Source organism: Pseudomonas sp. GW821-FHT09E04 (genome assembly GCF_059416185.1).
The window spans coordinates 1138079-1163597 of the sequence record NZ_JBWKOR010000001.1; the positions used below are offsets into that span (position 1 = coordinate 1138079).

General features: G+C 62.2%; 30 protein-coding genes. 14 read left to right on the plus strand and 16 right to left on the minus strand.

Going from position 1 to position 25519, the window contains the following annotated elements; all coding sequences use genetic code 11:
- Window positions 1-30: 30 nt before the first annotated feature.
- Entirely contained in the window at window positions 31-444 is a 414-nt protein-coding gene (locus AC07N4_RS05165) for a response regulator (protein ID WP_096822599.1), read from the minus strand.
- 188 nt (window positions 445-632) lie between these two features.
- On the opposite strand from AC07N4_RS05165, the gene AC07N4_RS05170 reads away from it, so the two are divergent.
- The gene (locus AC07N4_RS05170; RefSeq protein ID WP_493065105.1) at window positions 633-1574 is read left to right on the plus strand and encodes a class I SAM-dependent methyltransferase; all 942 of its coding nucleotides are present in this window, start codon (window positions 633-635) and stop codon (window positions 1572-1574) included.
- Window positions 1575-1580: 6 nt separating this feature from the next.
- On the opposite strand, the gene AC07N4_RS05175 is transcribed toward AC07N4_RS05170, so the two are convergent.
- Window positions 1581-2354, minus strand: coding sequence for a helix-turn-helix transcriptional regulator (locus AC07N4_RS05175; RefSeq protein WP_493065106.1), 774 nt, complete (start codon window positions 2352-2354; stop codon window positions 1581-1583).
- Window positions 2355-2465: 111 nt separating this feature from the next.
- Between AC07N4_RS05175 and AC07N4_RS05180 the strand changes: the two genes are divergently transcribed.
- Both AC07N4_RS05180 and AC07N4_RS05185 read left to right on the plus strand, forming a co-directional pair.
- Window positions 2466-3569 carry a polyamine ABC transporter substrate-binding protein gene (locus AC07N4_RS05180; RefSeq protein WP_192558367.1) on the plus strand — a complete coding sequence of 368 codons (1104 nt, stop codon included), beginning with the start codon at window positions 2466-2468 and terminating at the stop codon, window positions 3567-3569.
- A gap of 27 nt (window positions 3570-3596) precedes the next feature.
- Entirely contained in the window at window positions 3597-4715 is a 1119-nt protein-coding gene (locus AC07N4_RS05185; protein WP_493065107.1) for a DmpA family aminopeptidase, read from the plus strand.
- Window positions 4716-4733: 18 nt separating this feature from the next.
- Here the strand turns inward: AC07N4_RS05185 and AC07N4_RS05190 are convergent, their stop codons facing one another.
- On the minus strand, window positions 4734-5318 hold the full coding sequence (locus tag AC07N4_RS05190) for an NAD(P)H-dependent oxidoreductase (protein ID WP_493065108.1): 585 nt from the start codon (window positions 5316-5318) through the stop codon (window positions 4734-4736).
- A gap of 87 nt (window positions 5319-5405) precedes the next feature.
- Here AC07N4_RS05190 and AC07N4_RS05195 point away from each other — a divergent pair, with 87 nt between their 5' ends.
- Window positions 5406-6038 (plus strand): TetR/AcrR family transcriptional regulator, encoded by a 633-nt coding sequence (locus tag AC07N4_RS05195; RefSeq protein ID WP_493065109.1) that lies wholly within the window; start codon window positions 5406-5408, stop codon window positions 6036-6038.
- Window positions 6039-6230: 192 nt separating this feature from the next.
- Here AC07N4_RS05195 and AC07N4_RS05200 read toward each other — a convergent pair whose 3' ends face one another.
- A complete protein-coding gene (locus tag AC07N4_RS05200) occupies window positions 6231-6857 on the minus strand; it encodes a TetR/AcrR family transcriptional regulator (RefSeq protein ID WP_102622041.1) in 627 nt (208 codons plus the stop codon).
- A 163-nt stretch (window positions 6858-7020) separates the two neighbouring features.
- Between AC07N4_RS05200 and AC07N4_RS05205 the strand changes: the two genes are divergently transcribed.
- On the plus strand, window positions 7021-7461 hold the full coding sequence (locus AC07N4_RS05205; protein WP_096822606.1) for a hotdog fold domain-containing protein: 441 nt from the start codon (window positions 7021-7023) through the stop codon (window positions 7459-7461).
- A gap of 65 nt (window positions 7462-7526) precedes the next feature.
- Here the strand turns inward: AC07N4_RS05205 and AC07N4_RS05210 are convergent, their stop codons facing one another.
- Entirely contained in the window at window positions 7527-8213 is a 687-nt protein-coding gene (locus AC07N4_RS05210) for a GNAT family N-acetyltransferase (RefSeq protein WP_096822607.1), read from the minus strand.
- Between the two features lie 183 nt (window positions 8214-8396).
- Here AC07N4_RS05210 and AC07N4_RS05215 point away from each other — a divergent pair, with 183 nt between their 5' ends.
- Together AC07N4_RS05215 and AC07N4_RS05220 are read left to right on the plus strand one after the other, a co-directional pair.
- Window positions 8397-8720, plus strand: coding sequence for a YXWGXW repeat-containing protein (locus tag AC07N4_RS05215; protein ID WP_273540555.1), 324 nt, complete (start codon window positions 8397-8399; stop codon window positions 8718-8720).
- 42 nt (window positions 8721-8762) lie between these two features.
- Window positions 8763-8975, plus strand: a complete 213-nt coding sequence (locus tag AC07N4_RS05220; protein WP_096822609.1) for a YXWGXW repeat-containing protein — start codon at window positions 8763-8765, stop codon at window positions 8973-8975.
- Window positions 8976-8981: 6 nt separating this feature from the next.
- On the opposite strand, the gene AC07N4_RS05225 is transcribed toward AC07N4_RS05220, so the two are convergent.
- Window positions 8982-9539, minus strand: a complete 558-nt coding sequence (locus AC07N4_RS05225) for a YceI family protein (protein WP_493065110.1) — start codon at window positions 9537-9539, stop codon at window positions 8982-8984.
- A gap of 54 nt (window positions 9540-9593) precedes the next feature.
- Window positions 9594-10499 (minus strand): LysR family transcriptional regulator, encoded by a 906-nt coding sequence (locus AC07N4_RS05230; RefSeq protein ID WP_493065111.1) that lies wholly within the window; start codon window positions 10497-10499, stop codon window positions 9594-9596.
- 120 nt (window positions 10500-10619) lie between these two features.
- Here AC07N4_RS05230 and AC07N4_RS05235 point away from each other — a divergent pair, with 120 nt between their 5' ends.
- Window positions 10620-12056: an amidase gene (locus AC07N4_RS05235; RefSeq protein ID WP_493065112.1), complete on the plus strand. Its 1437-nt coding sequence runs from the start codon at window positions 10620-10622 to the stop codon at window positions 12054-12056.
- An 84-nt stretch (window positions 12057-12140) separates the two neighbouring features.
- Here AC07N4_RS05235 and AC07N4_RS05240 read toward each other — a convergent pair whose 3' ends face one another.
- Window positions 12141-13496, minus strand: coding sequence for an MATE family efflux transporter (locus AC07N4_RS05240; RefSeq protein WP_493065113.1), 1356 nt, complete (start codon window positions 13494-13496; stop codon window positions 12141-12143).
- A gap of 127 nt (window positions 13497-13623) precedes the next feature.
- Here AC07N4_RS05240 and AC07N4_RS05245 point away from each other — a divergent pair, with 127 nt between their 5' ends.
- Both AC07N4_RS05245 and AC07N4_RS05250 read left to right on the plus strand, forming a co-directional pair.
- Window positions 13624-14190, plus strand: a complete 567-nt coding sequence (locus AC07N4_RS05245) for a chorismate mutase (protein WP_493065114.1) — start codon at window positions 13624-13626, stop codon at window positions 14188-14190.
- A 124-nt stretch (window positions 14191-14314) separates the two neighbouring features.
- Complete coding sequence (locus AC07N4_RS05250) at window positions 14315-14716, plus strand: hypothetical protein (protein WP_493065115.1); 402 nt, start codon at window positions 14315-14317, stop codon at window positions 14714-14716.
- Window positions 14717-14788: 72 nt separating this feature from the next.
- Here AC07N4_RS05250 and AC07N4_RS05255 read toward each other — a convergent pair whose 3' ends face one another.
- The 3 genes from AC07N4_RS05255 to AC07N4_RS05265 all read right to left on the minus strand — a co-directional run bounded on the left by AC07N4_RS05255 (window position 14789) and on the right by AC07N4_RS05265 (window position 17723).
- Window positions 14789-15124 (minus strand): hypothetical protein, encoded by a 336-nt coding sequence (locus AC07N4_RS05255; protein ID WP_102622033.1) that lies wholly within the window; start codon window positions 15122-15124, stop codon window positions 14789-14791.
- 157 nt (window positions 15125-15281) lie between these two features.
- Window positions 15282-16370, minus strand: coding sequence for a polyamine ABC transporter substrate-binding protein (locus AC07N4_RS05260; protein ID WP_273535910.1), 1089 nt, complete (start codon window positions 16368-16370; stop codon window positions 15282-15284).
- Between the two features lie 51 nt (window positions 16371-16421).
- Window positions 16422-17723: an NAD(P)/FAD-dependent oxidoreductase gene (locus AC07N4_RS05265; protein ID WP_493065116.1), complete on the minus strand. Its 1302-nt coding sequence runs from the start codon at window positions 17721-17723 to the stop codon at window positions 16422-16424.
- A gap of 160 nt (window positions 17724-17883) precedes the next feature.
- On the opposite strand from AC07N4_RS05265, the gene AC07N4_RS05270 reads away from it, so the two are divergent.
- Window positions 17884-18768 (plus strand): LysR substrate-binding domain-containing protein, encoded by an 885-nt coding sequence (locus tag AC07N4_RS05270; protein ID WP_273535918.1) that lies wholly within the window; start codon window positions 17884-17886, stop codon window positions 18766-18768.
- A gap of 49 nt (window positions 18769-18817) precedes the next feature.
- Here AC07N4_RS05270 and AC07N4_RS05275 read toward each other — a convergent pair whose 3' ends face one another.
- Both AC07N4_RS05275 and AC07N4_RS05280 read right to left on the minus strand, forming a co-directional pair.
- The gene (locus AC07N4_RS05275; RefSeq protein ID WP_493065117.1) at window positions 18818-19207 is read right to left on the minus strand and encodes a c-type cytochrome; all 390 of its coding nucleotides are present in this window, start codon (window positions 19205-19207) and stop codon (window positions 18818-18820) included.
- Between the two features lie 71 nt (window positions 19208-19278).
- Window positions 19279-20610, minus strand: a complete 1332-nt coding sequence (locus tag AC07N4_RS05280; RefSeq protein WP_493065118.1) for an aminotransferase-like domain-containing protein — start codon at window positions 20608-20610, stop codon at window positions 19279-19281.
- A 91-nt stretch (window positions 20611-20701) separates the two neighbouring features.
- Here AC07N4_RS05280 and AC07N4_RS05285 point away from each other — a divergent pair, with 91 nt between their 5' ends.
- Window positions 20702-21595 carry a DMT family transporter gene (locus AC07N4_RS05285; protein WP_493065119.1) on the plus strand — a complete coding sequence of 298 codons (894 nt, stop codon included), beginning with the start codon at window positions 20702-20704 and terminating at the stop codon, window positions 21593-21595.
- A gap of 3 nt (window positions 21596-21598) precedes the next feature.
- On the opposite strand, the gene AC07N4_RS05290 is transcribed toward AC07N4_RS05285, so the two are convergent.
- Window positions 21599-22420, minus strand: coding sequence for a cupin domain-containing protein (locus AC07N4_RS05290; protein ID WP_102622040.1), 822 nt, complete (start codon window positions 22418-22420; stop codon window positions 21599-21601).
- Window positions 22421-22553: 133 nt separating this feature from the next.
- Here AC07N4_RS05290 and AC07N4_RS05295 point away from each other — a divergent pair, with 133 nt between their 5' ends.
- Window positions 22554-23072 (plus strand): carboxymuconolactone decarboxylase family protein, encoded by a 519-nt coding sequence (locus AC07N4_RS05295; protein WP_493065120.1) that lies wholly within the window; start codon window positions 22554-22556, stop codon window positions 23070-23072.
- Window positions 23073-23091: 19 nt separating this feature from the next.
- On the opposite strand, the gene AC07N4_RS05300 is transcribed toward AC07N4_RS05295, so the two are convergent.
- Window positions 23092-24537, minus strand: a complete 1446-nt coding sequence (locus AC07N4_RS05300; RefSeq protein ID WP_493065121.1) for a SulP family inorganic anion transporter — start codon at window positions 24535-24537, stop codon at window positions 23092-23094.
- A gap of 159 nt (window positions 24538-24696) precedes the next feature.
- On the opposite strand from AC07N4_RS05300, the gene AC07N4_RS05305 reads away from it, so the two are divergent.
- A complete protein-coding gene (locus tag AC07N4_RS05305) occupies window positions 24697-24996 on the plus strand; it encodes a DUF7693 family protein (RefSeq protein WP_102622716.1) in 300 nt (99 codons plus the stop codon).
- Between the two features lie 5 nt (window positions 24997-25001).
- Here the strand turns inward: AC07N4_RS05305 and AC07N4_RS05310 are convergent, their stop codons facing one another.
- On the minus strand, window positions 25002-25460 hold the full coding sequence (locus tag AC07N4_RS05310; protein WP_102622695.1) for a GNAT family N-acetyltransferase: 459 nt from the start codon (window positions 25458-25460) through the stop codon (window positions 25002-25004).
- Window positions 25461-25519 lie beyond the last annotated feature (59 nt).

The following is a 25519-nucleotide window of genomic DNA, read 5'->3' on the forward strand; positions in this document are numbered from 1 at the left end:
TGCCCGGCAATGTAGCATCTGCCGAAGGCTTCAGTGCAGACGCGGTGCCTTGGATTTGAATGCGTCGTCCACGCAATCGAGCAACTGGCCGATAGCCCAGGGTTTCTTGATGAACGCCACTGGATGGCGGACGCCGGAGGTCTCCGGCGTTTCATAACCGGACATGACCATCACCGGTTTTTCCGGCCAGCGCTCGCCGACCAGATTGGCCAGGTCCGCGCCATTGAGGGTGCCGGGCATGGTGATGTCGGTGAGCAGCAGCGCGACTTCCGGTGCGTGCTCTTCCAGGTATCGCGACGCCGCATCGGCACTGGTCTGCGGCTCGACCTTGAAACCTTCCTCCTGAAGAATTTCGCACAAAAACTCCAGAATCAACGGGTCATCCTCGACTACCAGAATCAACCCGCCAGGAAGGTGCGCGCTCGCCGTCGGAATTGGACACATGAACTGGCACTCCCTGAATTGCATGAACGATTTAGCGGCTTGATCCCGCTGCTTATCTGGTATGAGCAGCGCCTTCTACAGAAATTCATTTTTGATACAGGTCTTTTCGATAACACCCGGTCAACGGGCAGTCGCCGACCCGTAATTGCGGTTAAAATGCGCGCCCTTTTGCTTGCCGATCCCGATTGATGAACCCTGAAGCCCTCGCCGTTCTCCACGCCCACCTGCTCACCGCGCTGACTTCGGCACCGGCCGAAACCCGGCGTCTGTTCCATGGCCGTGGGCGCTGCTGGCCGGGGCTGGAACAGCTCACCGTCGACTGGCTGCAAGGCGTGGTGCTGGTGTCGCTGTTCAAGGAACCCGAGGCTTCGCAACTGGAACACCTCAAGCGCTTGTTGCTGGAAATCACCGGTTCAGCGCCATGGCAGCAATCCGGCGCTCACACCCTGTTGATCCAGCATCGCTACCTGCCGCAAAGCACCGCCGAATGGCTGCTGGGCGAAGAAATCGACGAGATGACCATCGTCGAAGGCGGGCTGAAATACCGCGTGGATCTGGGCCGCAAGCAGAACGCCGGGCTGTTCCTCGACATGCGCTACGGACGCAACTGGGTGCGCGAGCAGTCTGCCGGCAAACGGGTGCTGAACCTGTTCGCCTACACCTGCGGTTTCTCGGTGGCAGCCATCGAGGGCGGCGCCAACCATGTGGTCAACCTCGACATGTCCCGCGCGGCGCTGAGCCGCGGCCGCGACAATCACCGTCTGAACGGGCATGACCTGAGCAAGGTGAGTTTTCTCGGCCACGACCTGTTCAAGTCCTGGGGCAAGGTCATCAACAGCGGCCCGTATGACCTGGTGATCATCGACCCGCCGTCGTTCCAGAAAGGCAGTTTCCTGCTGACCAAGGATTACCAACGCGTACTGCGCCGCCTCCCGGAACTGCTGACGGCCCAAGGCACGGTCCTGGCCTGCATGAACGATCCGGCGTTCGGTTCGGACTTCCTGATCGATGGCGTGACCCAAGAGGCGCCGAGCCTGCGTTTCGAGCAGCGGCTGGAAAACCCGCCGGAGTTTCCGGACGTCGACCCGGAAAGCGGTCTGAAGGCGCTGCTGTTCAAGCAGATCGACTGACCCTGCTCAGCGCGGGCGCAACACCAGCGCAAACAACTCGCCATGCCCGGTGACGTTGAGCTTGTGATAGAGGTTGCGCCGATGCACCTTCACCGTCTCCGGCGAAATGTTCATGTGCTGGGCGATGGCTTTGCTCGAGAAGCCCTGGAGAATCAGGCGCGCCGTATCGATTTCGCGCGCGGTCAGCCGCGCGTCGAAACGGTCCAGCAGCGCCGCCAGATCGCCGACCGGCGCCTCGACCACCGCACCTTGCGGCGGCATCAACTGCACATGCCGGCGCATCGCTGACAACACCCAGTCCCGAACGCACAGCAGGCGCCCTTGCTCCTGCAAACTGAACGCCTTGGCCCGGCCCATCGACAAGCCGAGCACGCCGTCGTCGAGGCTGACCATGAATTGCAATTCATCCGCGCCGACCACCGAGCGGAAGTAGCTCAGGTAGTACTCGCTGTGCAGAAACTGGTCCGGCGCCACGGACGCGAGGCTGTGCAAACCGTCGGTGATCCCGGCGCACGCGGCCTGATAGAACGGATCGAGCAGGTACATGCCGGCACAGTAACCGGCCAGTTCTTCCTGCTCCTCGGCGCGGCCCTGGCTGTCGACATCGATCAGCAATTGCGGCGGGCGCCCCGTCTGCATCACCGCCACCAGCGCATTGTCCAGCGGCACCAGCAGCCGCAAGGTATCGACCAGCGCCCGCCAGAAACCGTCCTGGCCGATGCTGGCGAATACCCGCGACAGGCTCTGATGCACCGGCAATTCCTGCAGCAACGCGTCCACGCTCTACCCCTTTTGAGTAACCCATGATGGGAATGGGTCTGGCGCGGCCTGCCCGATAGGCTGACCACTCCTGTTCATCACCGGCCTGCCGCAGGCCAGGAGTGCCGCATCATGCGTTGTCATCGTGGGTATATCAACCTGGGCCTGGCGGGCGTCGTGTCCGTCGCACTGACCGCGCAAGCGGCCGATGCGCCGAGCGTGCATGTCTACAACTGGTACGACTACATCGGCCCGAACACCCTGCATGATTTCAAGCGCGACAGCGGCATCGAGCCGGTCTACGACACCTTCGACAGCGCCGAAGTACTGGAAGGCAAACTGATGACCAGTCACAGCGGCTACGACGTGGTGGTGGCGAGCAACTTCAGCCTGCCGACCCTGATCAAGGCCGGCGCCCTCGCCCCGTTGCCCCGCAATCAACTGCCGGGCTGGAAGAACCTCGACAACGACCTGCTGAGCAAACTGGCCAACAACGACCCCGGCAACCAGTACGCCGTGCCGTATCTGTGGGGCACCAACGGCATCGGCTACAACGTCGACAAGGTGCGCGCCGTGCTGGGCGACAAGGCGCCGGTGGATTCCTGGGACCTGGTGTTCAAGGAGGAGAACCTGGCCAAGCTCGGCGAATGTGGCGTGGCAATGCTCGATTCGCCGTCGGAAATGCTTCCGGTCGCATTGCACTACCTCGGCCTGCCGCCGAACAGCACCAACGCCGAGGACTATCAGAAAGCCGAAGCGCTGCTGCTGAAACTGCGCCCGCACATCGCCTACTTCAACTCCTCGAAATTCATCAGCGATCTGTCCAACGGCAACATCTGCGTGGCGGTCGGCTGGTCCGGCGCGATGCTCGAAGCCAAGACCAACGCCGAGCAGGCCGGCAACGGCGTGAAGATCCAGTACAGCCTGCCGAAGGAAGGCGCGCCGGTGTGGTTCGACACGCTGGTACTGCTCAAGGACGCGCCGCATCCGACCCAAGGCCTGGCGTTCATCGACTACCTGCTGCGGCCCGACGTGATTGCGCCGGTCAGCGATCACCTCTCCTACCCCAACGGTAATCGTGCCGCCACCGCGCTGGTCGCCGAAGCCACCCGCGACAACCCGGCGGTGTATCCGTCTGCCACAGCGATGGCGACGTTGTTCACCCTCGAGCCCCTGCCCAAAGCCACCGAACGGGTGCGCACGCGGGTCTGGAGCAAGGTCAAGAACGGCCAATAATCAACATTGAACAGAGAAGAAAACATCATGAAACCAAGAGCCCGCGATCTCCATATCCGCATCGGCCAGCTGCAGCCCGGCCCGCTCAATGCCATCACCGACGTGCCCGGCGTGCGGGTCGGCCACAGCAATGTGCGGGGGCAAAGCACCGCCGGACGCGACATCTGCACCGGCGTCACCCTCATCGAACCGCGCGCAGGTTCGACCAATGCTCAACCGTGTTTTGCCGGCGTTCACGTACTCAACGGCAACGGTGATGCGACGGGGCTGGAATGGATTCGCGAGGCCGGCCTGCTGACCAGCCCGATCGCCTTCACCAACACCCACAGCCTAGGCGTGGTGCGCGATGCGTTGATCGAGCTGGATCGCGCGCAGCAACCGGACGACGGTCGTCTCTACTGGAACATGCCGGTGGTGCTGGAAACTTTCGATGGTTTGCTCAACGACATCAACGGCTTTCACGTGAAACCCGGGCACGTGGCGGAGGCGATGAGCAATGCCGTTGACGGCCCGGTGCAGGAAGGCGCGGTGGGCGGTGGCAGCGGCATGATCTGCCATGAATTCAAGGGCGGGATCGGCACCGCATCGCGCCGATTGAGCAAGGCTCAGGGTGGCTGGACGGTGGGCGCCATCGTTCAGGCCAACCATGGGATTCGCAGCGAGTTGCGGGTCGACGGCTACCCCGTCGGGCGCTACATGGAACAGGTGGATTCGCCGTTCCTGCGTGCCTCGCTACCCCATCCGGGCATGGGTTCGATCGTGGTGTGCCTGGCCACCGATGCGCCACTGTTGCCGCATCAATGCACGCGACTGGCGCAACGGGCGAGCCTCGGTCTGGCGCGCACCGGCGGCGGTAACGAAGACCACAGCGGCGACATTTTCATCGCCTTCGCCACCGGCAACGGCCACATCCCGCCCGCCGCCTATGAAGGCAAAGGCGCGTCCACCTGTGACGGCTTGCGGATGGTCAACAACGACCACATCAGCGAGCTGTTTCTGGCGGCGACCGAGGCGGTTGAAGAAGCGATCATCAACGCCCTGCTTGCCAGCGACAGCACCGAAGGCAACGGGCATTCGGTGCCGGGGCTGGATGCCGCGACCCTGCTCGCCGCCCTGGATAAAGCAGGCTGGCCCGGCGCTCGCTGAAACGGTTCCCAAAGACCTTTAGCGGAACAACCCAAGTCCGAGTTCGTGCGCTGCCTGCAGTTGCACCGCAGGGTCGCGCAACTCGGACTCCAGCAACAACGCCGAGCCCGCCACCGTCGCCCCGCAATAATCGAAAATACCGTGATCGATCTGCGCCCTCATCGCCGCGCCGTAGCCGTGGCGTTCGTAGGTGCGTGCATCCGCCCCGCCGAGTGCGACCCGTTGCACACGCAGTCGTCCGAGCTTCTTCAGGGTCGAATCGCCATCGAAATCAAACGCCCAGCCATTGCTGAACACCCGGTCGATCCAGCCCTTGAGCAGCGCCGGCATCGACCACCAGAACACCGGATACACCAGCACCAGCGCATCGGCGCGGTCGATGCGTGCCTGCTCGGCCAGGACGTCTGCTGGCGGTGCGGATTCACGGTGATGCACCGCCCAGTCGGCCACGCCAAAACGCGGATCGAATTCCTCGGCGTGCAGGTCAGCGATTTCGAAGGTGTTGGACAGATCGCTCTCCGACAGGCCTTTGGCAATCTGCTGCGCCAGCGCATGGGTCAGCGAACGAGGGTCGTCATGAGCCACAACAATCAATGCGTGCATAGGGAAATCTCCGTTTGGTGGATGCTGACCAAGGGCTATATACTCTTGGTAAGTTACGAATCGTAAGTTACGTTTGGTATATAAGCGATGTCAACCACTGAAATCCCCGAACCCGCACAACCCCGTCGACGCCTGTCCCGGGAAGACCGCCAGCGCCAGTTGCTCGACATGGCCTGGCAATTGATTCGCGAAGAAGGCACCGATGCCCTGACCCTGGGTTATCTGGCGGAAAAGGCTGGCGTGACCAAACCGGTGGTCTACGACCACTTCACCACTCGCGCCGGTTTGCTGGCTGCGCTGTATCAGGATTTCGACAGGCGCCAGACCGCACTGATGGATGTTGCGCTAGGCAATTGCGAGGCGACGTTGAGCGGCACCGCCTCGGTGATTGCCACGGCGTATGTCGATTGTGTGCTGACCCAGGGCAACGAGATTCCCGGGGTGATCGCCGCGCTGGCGAGCACGCCGGAACTGGAGAAGATCAAGCGCGAATACGAGGCGATCTTCCTGGAGAAGTGCCGCAGCGTGCTGTCGCCTTTCGCTGAGGGTGGCGACATTACCCAGGCGGGATTACGCGCCATGCTCGGCGCCGCCGAGGCGCTGTCTCAAGCAGCGGCGACCGGAGAAATCAGCGCCACACAGGCCCGTGACGAGCTGTTTGCAACGATCGCCGCGATGGTCGAAAGGGCCGCCGCCAGCGCCGCAAAAGCAAGTGACTGACGGTACTTGAGACCGCCGCCGCACCTTCCTAGGATGGAGATACGCAGTCGCTTGGTTCGCCAAACCGCTGCGTAGGTGCAGGTGCCCTGAACCCCAATCAAGCCCGCACTTTGTTTCACGCGCATCTTGAGCCTCACGGGCTCTACTCCTCCCTATCAAAGAGTCTTGAGGCTCTTTTTTTGTCTCTGAAAATCAGCGTTCCGGTTCGCTACGGATCGAACGCCACGTGGCCTGCGCCAGCAACTCGCGATAAGCCTTCGGACTGCCCTTCACCCGCCCGGACAACCATGCCCGGCAATAGCTGTCCGCCTGACCGACGATCAGCGACGGCAGCAGCTCGGCGGGACACTCATTGAGTTCGGCGGCGCGCCCGGGCTCGCTCAGCCAGGTGCGCAGGCTGAGATTGCGCGTCTTGTTGCGGGCGGCCAGTTCGTCCTTGTGGGGGCCCCGGGTCACGGCATAACGCGCGTGATACTGGAACCGCGCCCATTCCGGCTGGTTCTCGACCCAATCCACATAGCTGAAGACCAGCGCCTGCACGCCCTCTTCGGTGGTCGTTGCGTCGGCCAGGTACGCATCGCGCAGGCGCGCCTGGTCCTCCAGGGCGGTGAAAAACAACGCGGCTACCAGCCCTTCCTTGTTGCCGAAATGGTGATAGATCGCCCCGACACTGGTGTCGCACTCGGCGCGGATCATTTCGATGGTGGTGGCCTCGATCCCCTGTTCGTTGAACAGGCGCAAGGCCTTGCGAAAGATGTCGCGCTTGAGTTCGGCCCGGCGGCCGGGGTAGCTGCGCTCGAGTAGATCTGCGGTGTCCATGGGGTTGAAGGCCTTGTAAATCCGGTTGAAAGGCACGCCCGTGCCGGTAATCGAAACGCGCCTAGGTTGACAGATTTCCCACGGACAGAATACCGTTCCGTTACAGAACAATATTCTGTTACGGAACATTATTCTTTAAATCTCCTAATCGCGAGGCTTAACCATGAGTCAGTTTCTCAGCATGTTCACCAGCGCCGGCCCCCAAGCGTTCAGCCAGATGGCCTGTCAGGTCGCGCCGTATTTCAGCAGCATCAATCCGTTGGTCAGCGAACTGCGCGCAGGTTCGGCGACGGTACAGGTGCCGTTTCACCGCGAGATCACCAACCACCTCGGCACCGTGCACGCCATTGCCATGTGCAACGCCGCCGAACTGGCGGCCGGGATGATGACCGACGTGTCGATTCCCGCCGGTGCACGCTGGATTCCCAAAGGCATGACCGTCGAGTACCTCGCCAAAGCCAAATCCGATGTAACCGCCGTGGCCAATGGCGAAGCGCTGGACTGGCAGACCGAAGGCGACAAGATCGTGCCGGTGGACATCCACGACGCAGAAGGCAAAAAGGTGTTCACGGCGCGAATCACCATGAACGTGAAGCTGTCCTGAAATCCCAGGCACAAAAAAGCCCTTGTTGCTGTCATCGCAACAAGGGCTTTTTGCCGTTGGCCGGATCAGTGAACGGTCAGACGCTGGCGGACAAATTCTTCGGTGTGCCGCGTGACTTGATCCAGATGCCGGTCGCGCTGTTTCTCGGCATCGACCATCGCCCGTTTGCCGTGCTTTTGCAGGAGGTAGGTGTGGATCTGCTGCACTTCGAGCGAGCGGTAGATCGGCGTGGTGTCGATAAAACCGCGCAAGCCGTTGCTGCGGTAATGCCGGGTGCTCATCAGCACCTGGGTCTCCAACTGGCCCAGCACTTCAAAGCCCAGCGCCTCGAAATACGGGACTTTACCCACGCTGCACGTCAGCTCGGCATGGGGGTAACGCGTCAGCATGTCGGCGATCAACGCCCGGGCCACGCCCTGACGGCGGTACGGCTGCTGCACCGCCAGGTACGCCACGTTGCACGCCTCCCAATCGCCCTGCACCGGCAAGTACAACAGGAAGCCGATCACCTGCTCCGGGTCTTCGTCGTCGGTGGCCACCAGCAGTTCCACCTCGGTGCCCTTCTCGCCGTTCAACGCCTCCAGATACAAATGCACCTCGTAGCCGACCGCGTACTGATAGACGTTGTACAGCAGGTTGCTCGGGCCCAGACCGATCGCGCTGATGTCGGTCAGGTAGTCGACCACCATTTGCAGGATCTGGCTGTTGACGCTCTCGGGGCACGGGGATTTGTAGTGGGTGATGCGGGGCATGGCGGGTGAACTCCGGCGGTAAAACACAAGCTGCCGGGCGGATTGAGCGACCGGCGAACCGCGACATCATACCCTGTGCAAGCCTGACAAAAATTTCATCTGCCCGAGAACGGATCTTTCGCCGATCTGGCGTCCAATTCTTCAGCTGCGTTCATTTCCCGACGCAGGCCCTGAGGAGTTGTCATGAACGTTCTGCGTTCCCTGTTCAAATGGCGAAAAGCCTTGCTGCTGGTGCCGCTGACACTGGCCGCGCTGGCCAGTACCCCGGTGTTTGCCCAGCCCGAAATCATCATCCGAGAAGCCCCGCCACCGATGCGTATGGAACCGATGCCCGGTTCACGGCCCGGTTATGCCTGGGATCAGGGCCATTGGCGCTGGGAAGGCCGAGGTTACGCGTGGGTGCCGGGACACTGGCAACCGGTGCGTCACGGCGCACGCTGGAAACCGGGCCACTGGCAGGCCCGCGGGCCGAACTGGTACTGGATTGAAGGTCATTGGGTGCGTTGATTGCTCGCCTGCCCGCCCACGTCATCCACCAGGAACATCGTCATGTCGAAAACCCTGAAAACCTTGCTCGCTGCCTCACTCGTGGCAATCACTCTGTCGGGCTGCGTCGTCGAACCGGTCCGCCCGCACCGGCCACCACCGATCGTCGAAGTGGTCCCGGTAATGCCTGCGCCGGGTTATCACTGGGTCGCCGGTCATTACCGCTGGGCCGGCAACCAATGGCGCTGGGTGCCGGGGCATTGGCGGGCGTATTGAGGCCGGTCACTGCGCCGGTGCAACGACCTTGAACTTGATCGCGATGTCGTTCGAAACCACGGTGTCGGCCCACTCCCCGGCACCGAGGCCGAATGCGTCGCGCTTGAGCACCAGTTCACCGTCGAAGATGCCGATGCTGCTGTCCGGCTTCAATTGCACCGGCACCTGCACCTCGCGGGTGACACCTTTGAGCGTGAGTCGGCCGGCAACCAGGTAATGGTTTTCATCGACCCGGCTGAAACGGGTCGATTCGAACACCGCCGTCGGAAACTTTTGCGTGTCGAACCACGCCGGTTTCACCAGCTCCGTGTTGGCGTCTTCGCTGCCGGCATCGATGCTGGTGAGGTCGATGTGCAACGTAGTGTGGGCGCGGCCCAGATGCTCGGTGTCGAAGTCCAGCGTCGCGTCGAACTTGCCGAACGTGCCGTACATCCGCGAGCCCATCTGGTTATAGGTGAAACTGATCTGGCTGGCGGTGGTATTGACCCGGGTGTACTCCACCGCCTGCGCCGCCGGCATGAGGATCAGGCAACACACAGCAACCAACAACAATCGAATCGACATGGGATGCTCCGGTGCCTCGGTGGGTCTCGACTGACTTAAGCAAACATCGGGCGGTTATGCCACTTCACCGTTCATGCGCGCCTTCAAGTAACCGATCAGCGCCGTCACCTTGGGCGACGGCAGATGTTCGCGAGCCGTGACCGCGTTGAGATCCTGCGGCGGGCCGATCCACTCCGGCAGAACCCGGATCAGGCGTCCGGCCTGCACATCGGCTTTCATGCTCAGGTCCATTCCCAGACTCAGCCCTTCGCCTGCCCGCAATGCGTCGTGCAACAGCGCCGGGTCGTTGGCGAGGATGGTGGGCTCGACTCGATAGTCTCTCAGGCGCGCCCCTTCCCGACGCAACGGCCAGACATAACCGACATCGCGCCGGGCCTGATGCAGCGTCAACGTTTGATGGTGAAGCAATTCTTCCGGAGTTTGCGGCGTACCGTGATGCGCGAGGTATGCCGGGGCCGCGTAAATACCTGTGGGGAAACTGGCCAGCCGCCGGGCGATCAGGCTCGAGTCCGGCAATGCTCCCAGCCGCAGCGCCACGTCGATCTCCTCGCCCACCAGATCCATCGGTACGTGGGAGGCCAGAATCTCCAGGCGAATTTCCGGGTACGCCTGACGAAACCCCGCCAGCAACGGTGCAAACCAACTCACCCCGAATGAAAACGGTACCGTTACCCGCAACCAGCCACGCGGCCCGTCACGCAATTGATGCACGGCCCGTTCGGCGTGTTCGAGGGTGTCGGCGATGGTTTTGCACTGCTCGTAATACACCGCGCCCGCCTCGGTCAGGCTCAACTGGCGGGTGGTGCGGCGCAGCAGTTGCACACCGATGGCCTGCTCCAGCTCGCGCACCCGGCGGCTGACCGTGGTTTTCGGAATCTGCAAGGCGTGGGCGGCGGCGGTGAAACTGCCGAGGCGCACCACGCAGACAAACACCAGCGTGTCGTTCAAATCGCGGATCATTTCGGGCCTGCCTGAGGACAATGGATTGTGCCACTCATGGCACATTTCATGCCGCGATTATGGGCTAATCAGCTGAGACCCTGCGACCTAATATCGACGCTCCCTCTCGGAGTGATACCCATGAATCTCAACGAATACGCCGAACACGATGGCATAGGCCTCGCGCAGTTGGTTGCGTCCGGCGAAGTCCACGCCAATGAGCTGGCCACACTGGCCATCGAAGCGATACAACAGGTCAACCCATCGATCAACGCGATCATCGAACACTGGACGCCGACGGCTGCCAGCGGCAGTGGCCCGTTGGCCGGAGTGCCGTTTCTGATCAAGGACCTGGCGATCACTGCGGCCGGGCGACGTAATGAACTGGGCAGCCGACTCGCGCAGGGCCTGGTCGCAGAAAGCGATTCCACGCTGATGCAACGCTTCAACGCCGCCGGGCTCATCACCCTCGGCCGCACCACCACCCCGGAAATGGCGTTCAGCACCGAAACCGACTCCGTCCTGCAAGGCCCGACCCGCAATCCGTGGAACCCGCAACTTTCCGCTGGGGGCTCGAGCGGTGGCGCCGGCGCGGCTGTCGCCGCCGGCATCGTACCCATCGCCCATGCCACCGACGCGGCTGGATCAATCCGCGTTCCGGCAGCCTTCAATGGTCTGGTGGGCCTCAAGCCGACGCGCGGCCGCAGCTCCCACGGGCCATTGATGGATGAAGTGTTTGCCGGGCTCGGCGTGCAATTGGGCCTGTCGCGGACGGTGCGCGACAGCGCGGCACTGATGGATGTGGTGCAGGGCTGTGCGCCGGGAGATCCTTATTACACGGTGGCACCGGCCGAAGGCTTTCTGTCTCAGGTCGGCCGCGATCCCGGGCGGTTGCGCATCGGCTTGCTCGACACGCCGTGGAACGGGGCTAGGGTCGATCCCGAGATCAGCGATGCCACCACTCGTGTTGCCCGCGAGCTTGAATCCCTCGGCCATCAGGTTGAAACCGTCCGGGCACCGCTCGGTTTGTCGTGGGACGCCTTCGTCGAAGCCAACGTGCATATCTGGTGTGCCAGCCTGGTGCGCTGGATCGACCATCTCGCCACCGCAACCCGGCGCCCCGTCGATCGCAGCACCCTGGAACCGGCCACCCTCGCCTGCTACGCCTTCGGCCAACAATCGCGCGGCACGGATTTCGCCGCTGCGCTGGAGGTGCGCAACAGCATCGCCCGTCAGGTGGCCGCGTGGTTCGAGGACATTGATGTACTGCTGACCCCGACCCTGCCGCACCTGCCCCAGGCCATCGGCACCTACAACCAAGGCGCCGAAACCATGAACGGGCGGCAATGGACGGCGCGGGTCTTCGAGCACTCGCCCTTCACGCCGGTGTTCAATGTCGCGGGAACCCCGGCAATTTCACTGCCGCTGGGCATGTCCGGCAGCGGCCTGCCGATAGGCCTGCAATTTGCCGCACGCTTCGGCGCCGATGACCTGTTGTTGCGCCTGGCCGGGCAGCTCGAACAGGCCTTGCCTTGGCAGCACCGTCGGCCACTGATTCGGGTCGGCAATCCGCGTTGACACCCCTCCCGCCGCCCACAAAAAAGGGCTGTCCCTCACAGGACAACCCTTTGCGGATCGGGCCGCTCGATCAGTTGCGATCCGTCAAACCAGCCGCTCGATCTTCTGATGCTGCCAGACCAGTTTGTAGTACAGCGTCTGCAGCACCAGCATCCCGAGGTACGCCACCGGGAACGCCATCCACACACCCTGCAAGCCAAACTGCCCGTCCAGCCAGTACGCCGCCGGCAACTGCACGCCGACCACGCAAATGATCGCGATCGCGACGGGCACCAGCACCGTGCCGCTGGCGCGCATGATCCCGCCGATGATGGCCTGGAAGCCGAAGATCAACAGGCTCCACAGCATGATGTGCAGCAAGTGCTCGGCCATCGCACGGGTCGAGTCCTCGGTCAGGAACAGCCCCAGCAGCCAGTGCGACAACAGGTAACCGAGCACGATCAAACCACCGGTCAGGCACACATTGATCCACAGCCCGGTGCGCAGGATCGGGCCCATCCGCTCCAGCCGCCCGGCGCCAATCGCCTGGGCGCCGAGGATCGACGCGGTGATTGCAATCGACAGCGCTGGAAACTGCACATAGTTGACGATCTGCGTCACCGCGCCATACGCCGCCGTCGCCTGGGAGCCGTGCTGGTTGACCAGCGCCAGAATTACCAGCTCCGACAGCGACAACACGATCATTTGCACCCCGGTTGGCAGACCGATGCGCAACACCTTGCCGAGAATCTCGCCGTCCAGCCGCAACGCCCCGAAGAACTCCCGGTCCGGCGCCAGTGGATGGCCCTTGCGGATCAGGCTCCACGCCAGCCATGCCATCGCCGCCAGCGTACCGGCCAGCCCGGCGAACGCCGCGCTCTGAATCCCCAGCTGCGGCAAGCCCAGCCATCCGCGAATGAACGCAGGGGTCAGCGCCAGACCGACCACGGTCGACAGCAGCAGTGCCAGCATCGGCGACAGCGTGTCGCTGACCCCGCGCAACAGCTGAGTGAACAGCACGTACACCAGCACAAACGGCAAGGTCCACATCATCACGCGGGCATAGGCCACCGCATCGTCCAGCACATCCGCCGGCGTCCCCAACCCCTGCAACGCCTGACGCGCAAACACACTGCCCAGCACCGCCGCGACCAGCCCGATCAACACCCCCAGCAACAACGTCGCCCCGGCAATCGCCTTCACCATATGCGACTCACGCGCGCCCCACGCCTGGCCGATCAACACCCCCGCCCCGGCGCCCAGACCGATGACCAGCGCGATGAAGAAAAAGATGATCGGAAACATCCCCGATACCGCCGCCAGCGCCTGAGTGCCGAGCATCTGGCCGATGTAGATGCTGTTGACCGTGCCGGACATCGACTGCAGGAAGTTCGACAGCACCATCGGGGCAAGGAACAGCAGGTAGGTTTGCCAGAGGGGTTTTTGGGCGGGGTTTTGCATTGAGGGTCCGTCTCGGGTGGGAGCGATGGGGAGAGTCTAAGGTATGCAAAGCGCTTCAGGTCGTACCCGTTTGCATTAAAACTTCGTAATCTCCACCACTTGCCCAAAATGGAAGTGAACCGATCCCATGTCCCGCGTCCCGACCCTGCTGACCTCTACCCTTTTTGCCGTTCTGGCGACGACAGCCAACGCCGCCCCGACGCCAGCGCCCCAATCGCTGCAAAGCCTGCTGAGCACCCTGAACGAACGCCTGAACATCGGCGATCTCGTCGCCCTGACCAAGTGGGACAGCGGCAAGCCGATCCAGGACAGTCCCCGCGAAGCCCAGGTCATCGCCAACGCCCGAACGCTGGCCACTGAACGCAAGCTTGATCCAGAAGACGTGGCGCAGTTGATCGCCGCGCAGATGGAAGCCAACAAGCTGGTGCAATACGGTTTGCTGGCGAAGTGGCAAGCGGCGGGTGCCGCGCCGGACACACCGCGCCCGGATCTGGGCAAGCAGATTCGGCCGCGCCTGGATGAGCTGCAATCCCGCCTGTTGCAGCAATACGCCGACTTCACGCCCTACCGCCGCGACCCGAATTGCCCGGTATGGCTGGCCAAGGCGCGTAGCGGTTTGACTCATGACGGGTTGCACGAACTGGCCCTGACCCGCGCCACCGGGGAGCTATGCGTTCGCGCGACAGCCCCGTGAATCGGGGCTCAGGCATCCATCGCTGGCGTCGATAGTCACCATCACGTCAATGAAGTTCTCATAAAAAATCCCGGGCGTAAGATCGGCTCCATACCAAACAAACAACACCCCGGAGCACACGATCATGAAACGCCAAATCCTTCTCGGCATCGCTTTCTCGGTTCTTGCAGTCAACGCTTTTGCAGCCAAACCCGCTCACACCATGATCGCCGAAGGCGGTTCGGATCGGTTGATCGAACACCGTGTAGCAGAAGGTGGTTCGGATCGTCTGCAAGAACGTCGCGTTGCCGAAGGTGGTTCGGATCGTCTGCTGGAACGTCGAGTTGCCGAAGGTGGCTCGGATCGTCTGCAAGAACGTCGCGTTGCCGAAGGTGGTTCGGATCGTCTGCAAGAACGTCGCGTTGCCGAAGGTGGTTCGGATCGTCTGATGGAACGCCGTGTTGCCGAAGGTGGTTCGGATCGTCTGATGGAACGCCGTGTTGCTGAAGGTGGTTCGGATCGTCTGATGGAACGCCGCGTCGCATGACTTGACGGCCCAATCGCAAGAAAAAGAAAAGCCCGGCCTGATCAGCCGGGCTTTTTCACATCCAACCGTCGCTTACTGAGCGGTTCTCAGCTTGACCACGTCACCGGAGATCTTGGTGGTGTAGCCAGTCAGAACCCATGCCCAGAACCAGTTTTCCTGGACTTGGGTGTTGATCATCGCGTCACCGCCACGGGCTTTGATCGCGGCATCCTGGGCGCGGACGAAACGGCTGTTCTGACGGATCGGGATAATGCCGAACAGCAGCAGGCCGGTGGCGGTCGCTTCGCTGTGGCCAATCACGGTGTATTGGCTGCTGTCGTATTGTTTGGTGTTCATCGCGGTGCCGGTGCAACCTGCCAGAACCACACCGAACAGTGCGGCGGCGACTACTTTGCTGAGGTATTTCACTTCAAGACTCCATGGGTATAAGCCCGGGATCCATCTCTCGGGCGGCGCACACTTTACTGGAGGCAGTGGCACATTGGTATCAACCTGACAATATTTCATGAAGCGTGTTTCATGTAACGCTGTCGGTTTAATCGCCGACAGCGTTACCTCTTCAACTTCAAGTGTTGGTCTTGAGTTTGGTCCACAACCGCGTCGTCAACCGGGCAATCGCCGCCGGCAACTCTTCCACGGTGAACAATTTGTCCATCACCTCTTTCGGCGGATAGATCGCCAGATCCTGTTTCACCGCCGGTGTCAGGAACTCATTGGCAGCCGCGTTGGGGTTGGCGTAGTGAATGCTGTTGCTGATGTTGGCGATCACCTTGGGTTCAAGCAGATAGTTCATGTAGGTGTAGCCGTTCTTCTCGTGGGGCGCGTTCTTGGGCATGACCACCATGTCGAACCACAACGTCGTGCCTTCGTCCGGGATCGAGTAGGCGATATCGATACCGTTTTTCGCTTCCCTGGCACTGGCGGCCGCCTGGACCACGTCGCCGTTGAAGCCGATGACCGCACAGACGTTGCCGTTGGCCAGATCGCTGATGTACTTCGACGCATGGAAGTACTGCACGTAAGGGCGAATCTTGAACAAGGCCGCTTCGGCTTTTTTGTAATCCGCCGGTTCATGGCTGTGTGGCGGCAAGCCCAGATAGTTGAGGGTGATCGGTAGTACCTGAGTCGGGTTGTCGATGATTGCCACGCCGCACTGGCTCAACTTCTTGATGTTGTCCTCTTCGAAGAACATCTTCCACGAGCGGGTAACGTCCGTGTTGCCGAAGATCGCCTTGATCTTCTCGACGTTGTAACCGATGCCGGCGGTGCCCCACATGTACGGATAACCGTATTGATTGCCCGGGTCGTTGACTTCAAGTTTTTTCATCAACTGCGGATCGAGGTTCTTCCAGTTGGGCAGTTGCGACTTGTCGAGTTTCTGGATGGCGCCGGCCTTGATCAGTCGCGACAGAAAGTGGTTCGACGGACTGACCACGTCGTAACCGGTATTGCCGGTCATCAACTTCGACTCCAGCACTTCGTTGCTGTCATGGATGTCGTAAGTGGCCTTGATGCCGGTGTCTTTGGTGAAGTTGGCCAGGGTGTCGTCGGCGATGTAGCCGTTCCAGTTGGAAATGTTGACCGCTTCGTCGGCAAGAGCGCCCGCCGAAGCTGTTGCGAGCAAGACCGCCAGGGAAAGTGTATTGACGCGCATGTTCTGTCACCTGAATTGAGTGGTTTTTGTTCTTGTGGGATGTGCGGAATTTCAGATTTCTGTTCTGGCCCTGATCGCCTCCACGCGCATGCGAAGCATGGCACCGATATCGAAGAAAGGTCGCGGCGGCAGCCAGCCCGGTTCGGCCCGTTGCATCACCGATTGCAACAAGGGCGAGTCGATGCCCGACGCCAGCTCCGCCAACAGCCGTCCCCACAGGGTTCCGCGCGCCACGCCCGAGCCGTTGCAACCGGCCACGGCGAAAACGCCCTCCTCAACCCGGTCGAAATACGCCTGGCCGCTGCGGGTCGCACTCAGGTGACCGGTCCAGGTGTAGCGAATGTCTTGCTCGCCCAAGAACGGAAAACGCCGTTGCAGACCGCGCACATGGTGTTGCCGACGCAGGACCAGCTCGCTGTTGGACAGGTCCCGCGTGCGGTATTCGGCGGTGTTGCGAATCATCACCCGACGATCCGGGGTCAACCGCACGGTGGCGCCCAGCGGCCGGGTCGACAGCACGCCCCACGGCTCGACCGAACCGATGGCCGCGAACTCCTGATCCGTGAGCGGACGCGTAAGGCTGGCGCTCAACTCCATCGGGAACGTGGCGCTGTCGTTGATGCCGACGCGGGGAATGAAGGCGTTGAGGCACACCAGCACCTGCTTCGCCTCGATACTGCCTTCGGCACCTTGGGCGCGTAGATGCCCCTGGCCGACACGCTCAAGACCCGAAATGTCGGTGTTCTCGAATACCGTGACGTTGTCCGGGAGCGCATTGAGCAAGCCCTTCACGTACTTGGCTGGTTGCAGCAGCGCATTGCCATTGCCACACCAGATCGCGGCCTGATAGTGGCGAGTGCCGAGCTTCTGGCTCAGCGCCTCGCCTTGCAGAAACTCGGCGCGGGCACCGAGGGCGCGCAGCGTGGCCAGTTTCGCGTCGACCTGATTGAGCTTGGCCGGATCGTTGACGGCAAAGAAATACCCACTGTCGCGGAAGTCACAGTCGATGCCGTGTCGGGCAATGCGTTGGCGGACTTCTTCGCTGGCGGCGCGGGAAATCGCCGTGTCGACTTCAAACCCGGCAAAACCTGCGGCGCCGATCAGTTCGCTGTCGGCCGGGTGTTCATGGGCGACGACAAAACCCGAGTTGCGCGCCGACGCGCCCTGCGCCGCCGATTGCCGATCCACCACCACAATCCGCGCCTGGGGATGCAGTTGCGCGAGGTTATGCGCAGCGCTGAGCCCGGTGATGCCGGCCCCGATCACCAGCCAGTCGGCTTTTTGCGCTCCGCTCAGGCGACCGCGTGCCGGGGAGTTTCCGGCTTGCGCGATCCAGCCACAGATATTGTCCATGCATCACCTCGTTCGACTGTCGTTCGGCGACTTGCCTTCTTCTGATGGCCATGCGTGAATCGCATGCCCGTGTTGTGAAGATCGCCGCCAGAGCTAGAATCTATAAGGTCTTCGAACGCCTCACCAACGCTAAGAAATCATCGAGCCATTCTGAAAACGCATGGATAAAATTCGCCACGTCCCTTCCCTACAAGCCATGCAGGCACTGGTCGAAGTCGCCCGATGCGGCAGCTTCACTCAGGCAGCGCAGACGTTGTGCCTGACCCAAAGCGCCGTGAGCCGGCAGATCCAGCAACTGGAAAGTCACTTCAACGTGGCGCTGTTCGTGCGCACCAGCCGCAACCTGCACCTGACGCCGGAAGGCGAGCAGGTTTTGGCCAGCGCACGGAGCATCTTTGAGCAACTGAAAACCCTTGAAGAACGCCTCACGCCGCAGAAACGTCCGTTCCGCATTCGCATGCACGTGTCGCTGGCGGTGCGCTGGTTGCTGCCCAAACTCAGCGACTTTTATCTGCGCCATCCCGAGGTCTCGCTGGCCATCGAAACCGTCGCCACCGAAGTCGTCGAACCGACCGGCGACAGCGATGCCTACATCCTTTATTTGCCGACAGCATCAAGCGATCCGGATTGCCTGACGCTGTTTCAGGAAACGCTGGTGCCGGTGTGCGCCCCGAATCTGGCCGGAGCACCGCGCTCAGTGGACGCGTTGCTGCGCTTCCCGCTGCTGCATCGCTCGGTAGATCGCCAGGCATGGATCGAATGGCTGGCCGCGAACGACGGCAAACCGCTGGAGGATTACCGGCACATCCCGTTCAACCTCGATGAACTGGCACTGGATGCGGCGGCGCGGGGATTGGGTGTGGCGGTGACGGACATGACGCTGGCGGCAGAATCCATCGAGCGTGGCGTGCTGGTGGTGCCGTTCGGGGAACCACTGAAAACCGGGGGGATTTACTCGTTGTGCTTGCAGCCTTCAGCGGCTTCGCATCCGGCGTGTGGGGTGGTGATGGGGTGGTTTGCGGGGCAGGCCGAGCGCGAGGTTTGAACGCAGACGTCACACGGGAGCTGCTTTGCGCAACTCCCGCAAAGGGTCTTCATGGCTGGGAAAAGGTCTGGAGATACGCCAACAGATTATCGATCTTCTCCTCATCACTCAGCCCCCAGAAGATCATCCGCGTCCCCGGCACCACGCCCTTCGGGTCCTTCAGATACGCCGTCAGCGTTTCACGGTTCCAGGTCACGCCGGAGTTCTTCATGGCGTCGGAGTACACGTAGTTCGCCGACGTCCCGGCCGGGCGGCCGATGATGCCGTTGAGTTCCGGGCCGAATCCGGGGCGGGCGGATTCGCCGACCTGGTGGCAGCCGCCGCACAGGCGCGGGAAGATTTTGGCGCCGGCCTCGGCGTCGCCCGCCGCCAGGGCGGGCGTGCTGAGCAGGCCTGCGTTGAGGATCAGGGCGAGGGTCAGTAAGGCGCGTTTTTTCATTGCTGGTTCCGGACTGGCGTAAATCGGGCGGCGCAAGGGTAGCATTTTGTGGCGATCCGAAAGGGCTTCGGCTAGTGGTAGGCGCCCACCACCTGCCGGACTTTTATCAGCGCCTGCCGCAGTACATCCATATCCACCGACCCCAGGGCAATCCGGATCGCGTGGGGGACGTGCGCCGAAACCACGAACGGTTCGGCGATCGATACTGCAATCTGCTGCTGCATCAACTCGACCACGACCTGATCGGCGCGCGCGTCCTCGGGCAGTGGCAGCCAGAGGAAATACGAAGACGGATGGCCAATGTGTGCAATGTCTTTGAGTATCTCGCCCGCCAGCACCTGACGTGCCCGAGCGTCGTGACGTTTTTGCGCTTCGAGCACCGTGACGGTGCCGTCGTCGAGCCAGCCGCAGGCAATGGCAGTCATGACGCCCGGAGTGTTCCAGGTGGTGGCGCGGATGATGCGCTCAAGGGCCGGGACGGTTTGCAGCGGCGCGGCGATGAAGCCGACGCGCAGGCCGGTGGCGATGTTTTTCGAGAGCCCCGAGACGTAAATCGTCCGCTCCGCTGCCAGATCGGCCAACGGTGGCGGCGGGTTATCGACCAGAAAGGCGTAGGCCGCGTCCTCGATGATCGTCAGATCATGCTGTCGGGCAATCGCCACCATCTGTTCGCGCTGATCAAGGGACATGACCCAGCCGAGCGGATTGTGCAGGGTCGGCATGCTGTACACGGCACGCACCGAGCGGCTGCGGCAGAGTCGCTCCAGCGCCGGCAAATCCGGCCCGTGATCGGTCACCGGAATCGCCACCACTTCCAGGTGCAACGCTTCGGCCAGCACCTTGAAGCCGGAATAGGTCAAGGCATCGGCGGCAATGACATCACCGGGCTTGAACAACGCCATCAGCGCGACGGCCAGCCCCTGTTGCGCGCCGTTGACGATCAGCACTTGCCCGGCATCGACCTTCAGGCCACGGGTTTGCAAATGCCGGGCGACCGAGGCGCGCTCGTGCACTCGGCCGGCGTGGGGTTGATAGCGCAGCAGCGCTTCGAGGTCGCCGGACAGCGCCAGTTGCCGCAGCGCCGTTCGCAGTAACTCGGCCTGACCGGGCAACGACGGGTAGTTGAAATTGAGATCGACCATGCCGACCGCCACGTCTTTCTGATCGATGCTATGCCCCGGCGGCAGCGACGTCTCCCGCACAAACGTACCTCGCCCCGCTTCGCCGCTGACCAGGCCCATCGCCTCAAGCTCCGCGTACACCCGCGACGCCGTGACCAGCGCCAGCCCTTCGCTGGCGGCCAGTTGCCGGTGGGTCGGCAAACGCGTACCGGGTAGCAGGCGACCACTGCGGATATCGGCGGCATAGGTATCAACGAGGGTCTTGTAACGAGAGCGCGGCATGTCGGGATGTATCCATGACAATTCTTTGATTGTGCTGATTCTCAGCCCTAGGATGAGCCACAAGCAACCCCACTCTTGAGCGTGACCCAACATGGAACGAACCACGAATCTGCCCGCACCGGTCCTGGAAAAAACCAGTGGCTGGATCAACGGTTTCATCGGCGTCGTGATTTTCAGCGGTTCACTGCCGGCCACGCGGCTGGCGGTGCTGGAATTCGACCCGGTGTTCCTCACCGTCATCCGCGCCACCATCGCCGGGGTGTTGGCGCTGTGCCTGTTATGGCTGTTTCGCGAACGACGCCCGGCGCGGGATCAGTGGTTCTCGTTGTTGATTGTCGCGCTGGGCGTGGTCGTGGGTTTCCCGTTATTGACCGCCCTAGCGCTGCAATACGTGACGTCGGCGCATTCCATTGTGTTTGTAGGATTGCTGCCACTGGCGACAGCGATTTTCGGCGTGTTGCGCGGCGGTGAACGGCCGCGTCCGGTGTTCTGGATCTTTTCGGTGCTGGGCAGTTCGCTGGTGGTCGGTTTTGCGGTTTCCCAAGGCCTGACCGCCTCGCCCACCGGCGATCTGTTGATGCTGGCGGCGATCCTCGCCTGCGGTCTCGGTTATGCCGAAGGCGCAAAACTGTCGCGCACCCTCGGCGGCTGGCAGGTGATCTGCTGGGCGCTGGTGTTGTCGTTGCCGGTGATGGCCGTGCTCAGCGTATGGCGGGCGCCTGCCTCGTTCAGCGGCATCAGCGTGTCGGCATGGGTGTGCCTGGCTTACGTTTCGCTGTTCAGCATGCTGATCGGTTTTGTGTTCTGGTATCGCGGCCTGGCCCAGGGCGGGATTGCGGCAGTCGGGCAGTTGCAGTTGTTGCAGCCGTTCTTCGGCCTGGCGTTGGCGGCGACGTTGCTGCATGAACAGGTCAGCGTCGGCATGCTGGTGGTCACGTTGGGCGTGATCCTGTGCGTCGCCGGGGCGAAGAAATTCGCCAAATGACCTTCAACTCACTCCCGCTTTCCACTCCCGTGGACTGAGCCCGGTCTTGCGCCGAAACGCCCGGGCCAGCGCCGAAGGACTTTCATAGCCGACTTCTTCGGCGATCAGGGCGATCGGCCGCCCTTCGCGCAGACGTTTCTGCGCGAGGCTGATTCGCCAGCTCACCAGATAATCCACCGGCGTCTGCCCCACCACTCGCCGGAAGTGCTCGGCAAAACCGGCACGGGACAAATGTGCGGTCGCTGCCAGTTCGGCAACACTCCAGGCCTTGGCCGGCTGGTCATGCATCAGGCTCAACGCACGGGAAATCTTCGGATCCGCCAGCCCCGCCATCATGCCCGGCTGCTGGTCGCGACTGCTGATGAGATGCCGCAGCAGCAGAATCACCAGCAACTCGAACAGCCGATCCATCACCGCTTCGCGCCCGCAGTGGCCGTCGAACGCTTCCTTGAACAGCCACTCCAGGGTGCTGGCCATTTCAGGAAGATCGCCGAGTTTCAGCACCAGATAATCCGGTAATGCCGCCGCCAGCGCATTGCCCGCACCGCCATCAAACGTCAGCGAGGCGCACACCAGTTGCGTGTTCATGGCCTCGTCGGCGAATAGTCGGTGGGCAAACGGTCGGGGGAAGAAAATCAGGGTCGGTTCACTGAGCGTGAGTTCGGGGTCATTCCCCGGCTTGAGCAGCACCTGCCCGGCCTGCAACAGATGCACATGGCCGCAGACCTGATCGCCACCGTAGGCACTGATGCCGCAGAAGGTGCCGCTGTGGAAGGTGCCGGCATTGACGCCGAAATGGCTGAGCAACGTGGACAAGCGATCCATGGAAGAATCCCCGACGGAAGATTTGGACGATCTGTCGCATATCCTCGACGATTTGCACCCAAAGCACCAGTTGCGCTCAATAACATGACCTCCATCCCCGGCGCACTTCGCACCGGACTTTCGGAGAATCACCATGAGCCGCATCGTCCCTGTCAGCCTCGAAACCGCCACTGACGCCACTCGCCCGACGCTTGAAGGCGTGCAGAAAAAAATCGGCTTCCTGCCCAACCTGTTCAAGACCCTGGCTGTTGCGCCCGCCGCACTCGATGCCTACGTGCAAATCTCCGCCACGCTGGGCAAGACGTCCCTGAGCGCCAAGGAAAAAGAAGCGGTGTACCTCGCCACGTCGCAGGTCAACGGCTGCGATTATTGCCTGACGGCGCACACCTTGTTTGCCAGCAAGGCCGGGCTGGCAGCGCAGGAGATTGTCGAGGCGCGTCACGGTCGGCTGAACGCCTTCGCCGCCCTCGCCCATCAACTGACGGAAACCCGTGGCCATCTGAGCGATGAACAGATCGCCGCCGCCCGCGCTGCCGGCATCGACGACAAGAAGATCATCGAAGTGATCGCCATCGTCGCCGCGCAGACCCTGACCAACTACCTCAACAACGTGGCGCTGACCGACATCGATTTCCCGGCCATCGATGCCTGATCAGTGACCGGGGTCGATCTCAGTCGTGATCGACCCCGGCGCGTTTCAGCAGTTTCTTGCAGCGCTCGGACAGGTGAAACACCTGCAATTGCTTGCCGGCCTTGGCGTAACGTTCGCGCAGGGTTTTCAACGCAGCGATGGCCGAGTAGTCGACAAAGCTCAGGTGCCGGCAATCCAGCGTCACCCGCTGTGGGTCGCTGGCCGGGTCGAACTGATTGAGGAACGGCGTGGTCGAGGCAAAAAACAGCGTGCCGTGCAGGCGGTAGAGTTTGCTGCCGTCGGCTTCCAGGTGTTCATCGGCGTACAACTCGCGCGCTTGCTGCCAGGCAAAGTTCAGCGCCGCGATGATGATCCCGCACAGCACTGCCGTGGCCAGATCGGTGAACACCGTGATGGTGGTTACCGCGATGATCACCAGCACATCGTTGAGCGGCACTTTGTTCAGCACCCGCAACGAGGCCCAGGCAAACGTCTGCTGCGACACCACGAACATCACCCCCACCAGCGCCGCCAGCGGAATCCGCTCGATCAGCGGCGACAGAAACAGAATGAACAGCAGGATCAACACCCCCGCCACCACCCCGGACAACCGCCCGCGCCCGCCGGAACTGAGGTTGATCACGGTCTGGCCGATCATCGCGCAACCACCCATGCCGCCGAACGCACCGGACACCATATTCGCCGCGCCCAGCGCCACGCACTCGCGATCCGGGTAGCCACGGGTTTCGGTGATTTCATCGGTGAGGTTGAGGGTCAGCAGGGTTTCCAGCAGGCCGACCATAGCCATCAAAATCGCGTAGGGCGCGATGATGCGCAGGGTGTCCAGCGTCCACGGGATGTCCGGCAGCGCGAGCGTCGGCAGACCGCCGGCGATTTGCGCCATGTCGCCGAGGGTGCGGGTCGGCAGGCCAAGCAGATAGACCAGCGCCCCAACGCCGAGGATCGCCACCAATGCCGGCGGCACGGAGCGGGTCAGGCGCGGCAGGAGGTAGACGATGGTCATGGTCAGCAGCACCAGCCCGATCATCAGGTACAACGGCGTGCCGCTGAGCCATTGCTCACCGCTCTTGAAATGCTCCAGCTGTGCCAGCGCGATGATGATCGCCAGACCGTTGACGAACCCGAGCATCACCGGGTGCGGCACCATGCGCACCAGTTTGCCCAGGCGCAACAACCCGAACGCCATCATGATCAACCCGCCAAGCAACACCGTCGCCAGCAGATACTGCACGCCGTGCTGCACCACCAGCGCGACGATCACCACCGCCATCGAACCGGCCGCCCCGGACACCATGCCCGGCCGGCCGCCGAACAACGCGGTCAGCGTGCAAATGATGAAGGCGCCGTACAGGCCCATCAGCGGATTGAGGTGAGCCACCAGCGCAAACGCAATGCATTCGGGCAACAGGGCAAACGAGGTGGTGAGTCCGGCCAGGACATCGGCGCGCAGACGAATCGGTTTCATGGCTTACCTGACAAAGCGGCCGACACGGGCGGCCACTGCATTCGCGGGAAAAAGAGGGTTGCGGATGTTACGCAAATGCCCGGGCACGGGCCAGTGATCGCTGACAGGGACGGGTTGGCGCTCTATGCTTGCGGGCTTCGTTGATCAACGGGTTTGAACATGTCACCTCTATCCACCCGCGAAGTCTGCCAGCGCTTGCGCGATGCGGCGCTGGAAGTTTGCCCGTTACGGCGTCTCGCGCAGGCAACCGGGCCAGGCCAGATGTCGGTCGATATCGACGGCTGGCACCTGTCGCTCGACTTTGACGGCCAACGCCTGCACCACTGCCTGCAATGCCGGTGTCCGGAAGACCGTGTGTGGACACTCGACACGACTCAACGTTTCGGCACCGATCCGGTCAGCCTGCTCAGCACCTGGGAACTGGCGCAGATCGAGCGATTGCTGGCTCAGGCCGGCTGAGCGGATCAGCCCTGCCGCAGGTCCAGCACATACGTGTAATACCCGGTATCACGCACCCAACCGAGGGACTCGTACAAGCCCTGGGCCGTGAAATTGTCGGTGGCGGTTTCCAGCACCAGCCCCTTGGCGCCGGTGTCCACGGCGAAGTCGCGTGCAGTGTTCATCAGCAATCGTCCGACGCCACGGCCTCGGGCGGCCGGCGTGGTGAACAGGTCGCTGAGCAGCCAGGTGCGATGGGCGTCTATCGAAGAAAACGTCGGGTACAGCTGCACGAACCCCAGCGCTTCGCCGCGTTCATCTTCAACCAGAAAAATCGCCGATTCATTGCCGGCCATGCGCTCGGCGATGAAGGCCCGCGATTGCGCCAGGTTCGACGGCTGGCCATAGAAACCGCGATAACCGTCGAACAGTTCGGCTACCGCATCCAGATGCTCCACGTGGGCGCGCAGTGCCTGAAGGCTCATATCCCCTTCCCGATCGATTCAAATGGTTGCACCAGCATAGCGCTGTCTGTCGAGTTCGC

Coding starts and splice junctions, on each gene's coding strand:
- AC07N4_RS05165 (WP_096822599.1), bottom strand. CDS start 444: ATGTGTCCAATTCCGACGGCGAGCGCGCACCTTCCTGGCGGGTTGATT.
- AC07N4_RS05170 (WP_493065105.1), top strand. CDS start 633: ATGAACCCTGAAGCCCTCGCCGTTCTCCACGCCCACCTGCTCACCGCG.
- AC07N4_RS05180 (WP_192558367.1), top strand. CDS start 2,466: ATGCGTTGTCATCGTGGGTATATCAACCTGGGCCTGGCGGGCGTCGTG.
- AC07N4_RS05185 (WP_493065107.1), top strand. CDS start 3,597: ATGAAACCAAGAGCCCGCGATCTCCATATCCGCATCGGCCAGCTGCAG.
- AC07N4_RS05190 (WP_493065108.1), bottom strand. CDS start 5,318: ATGCACGCATTGATTGTTGTGGCTCATGACGACCCTCGTTCGCTGACC.
- AC07N4_RS05195 (WP_493065109.1), top strand. CDS start 5,406: ATGTCAACCACTGAAATCCCCGAACCCGCACAACCCCGTCGACGCCTG.
- AC07N4_RS05200 (WP_102622041.1), bottom strand. CDS start 6,857: ATGGACACCGCAGATCTACTCGAGCGCAGCTACCCCGGCCGCCGGGCC.
- AC07N4_RS05205 (WP_096822606.1), top strand. CDS start 7,021: ATGAGTCAGTTTCTCAGCATGTTCACCAGCGCCGGCCCCCAAGCGTTC.
- AC07N4_RS05210 (WP_096822607.1), bottom strand. CDS start 8,213: ATGCCCCGCATCACCCACTACAAATCCCCGTGCCCCGAGAGCGTCAAC.
- AC07N4_RS05215 (WP_273540555.1), top strand. CDS start 8,397: ATGAACGTTCTGCGTTCCCTGTTCAAATGGCGAAAAGCCTTGCTGCTG.
- AC07N4_RS05220 (WP_096822609.1), top strand. CDS start 8,763: ATGTCGAAAACCCTGAAAACCTTGCTCGCTGCCTCACTCGTGGCAATC.
- AC07N4_RS05225 (WP_493065110.1), bottom strand. CDS start 9,539: ATGTCGATTCGATTGTTGTTGGTTGCTGTGTGTTGCCTGATCCTCATG.
- AC07N4_RS05230 (WP_493065111.1), bottom strand. CDS start 10,499: ATGATCCGCGATTTGAACGACACGCTGGTGTTTGTCTGCGTGGTGCGC.
- AC07N4_RS05235 (WP_493065112.1), top strand. CDS start 10,620: ATGAATCTCAACGAATACGCCGAACACGATGGCATAGGCCTCGCGCAG.
- AC07N4_RS05240 (WP_493065113.1), bottom strand. CDS start 13,496: ATGCAAAACCCCGCCCAAAAACCCCTCTGGCAAACCTACCTGCTGTTC.
- AC07N4_RS05245 (WP_493065114.1), top strand. CDS start 13,624: ATGTCCCGCGTCCCGACCCTGCTGACCTCTACCCTTTTTGCCGTTCTG.
- AC07N4_RS05250 (WP_493065115.1), top strand. CDS start 14,315: ATGAAACGCCAAATCCTTCTCGGCATCGCTTTCTCGGTTCTTGCAGTC.
- AC07N4_RS05260 (WP_273535910.1), bottom strand. CDS start 16,370: ATGCGCGTCAATACACTTTCCCTGGCGGTCTTGCTCGCAACAGCTTCG.
- AC07N4_RS05265 (WP_493065116.1), bottom strand. CDS start 17,723: ATGGACAATATCTGTGGCTGGATCGCGCAAGCCGGAAACTCCCCGGCA.
- AC07N4_RS05270 (WP_273535918.1), top strand. CDS start 17,884: ATGGATAAAATTCGCCACGTCCCTTCCCTACAAGCCATGCAGGCACTG.
- AC07N4_RS05275 (WP_493065117.1), bottom strand. CDS start 19,207: ATGAAAAAACGCGCCTTACTGACCCTCGCCCTGATCCTCAACGCAGGC.
- AC07N4_RS05280 (WP_493065118.1), bottom strand. CDS start 20,610: ATGCCGCGCTCTCGTTACAAGACCCTCGTTGATACCTATGCCGCCGAT.
- AC07N4_RS05285 (WP_493065119.1), top strand. CDS start 20,702: ATGGAACGAACCACGAATCTGCCCGCACCGGTCCTGGAAAAAACCAGT.
- AC07N4_RS05290 (WP_102622040.1), bottom strand. CDS start 22,420: ATGGATCGCTTGTCCACGTTGCTCAGCCATTTCGGCGTCAATGCCGGC.
- AC07N4_RS05295 (WP_493065120.1), top strand. CDS start 22,554: ATGAGCCGCATCGTCCCTGTCAGCCTCGAAACCGCCACTGACGCCACT.
- AC07N4_RS05300 (WP_493065121.1), bottom strand. CDS start 24,537: ATGAAACCGATTCGTCTGCGCGCCGATGTCCTGGCCGGACTCACCACC.
- AC07N4_RS05305 (WP_102622716.1), top strand. CDS start 24,697: ATGTCACCTCTATCCACCCGCGAAGTCTGCCAGCGCTTGCGCGATGCG.
- AC07N4_RS05310 (WP_102622695.1), bottom strand. CDS start 25,460: ATGAGCCTTCAGGCACTGCGCGCCCACGTGGAGCATCTGGATGCGGTA.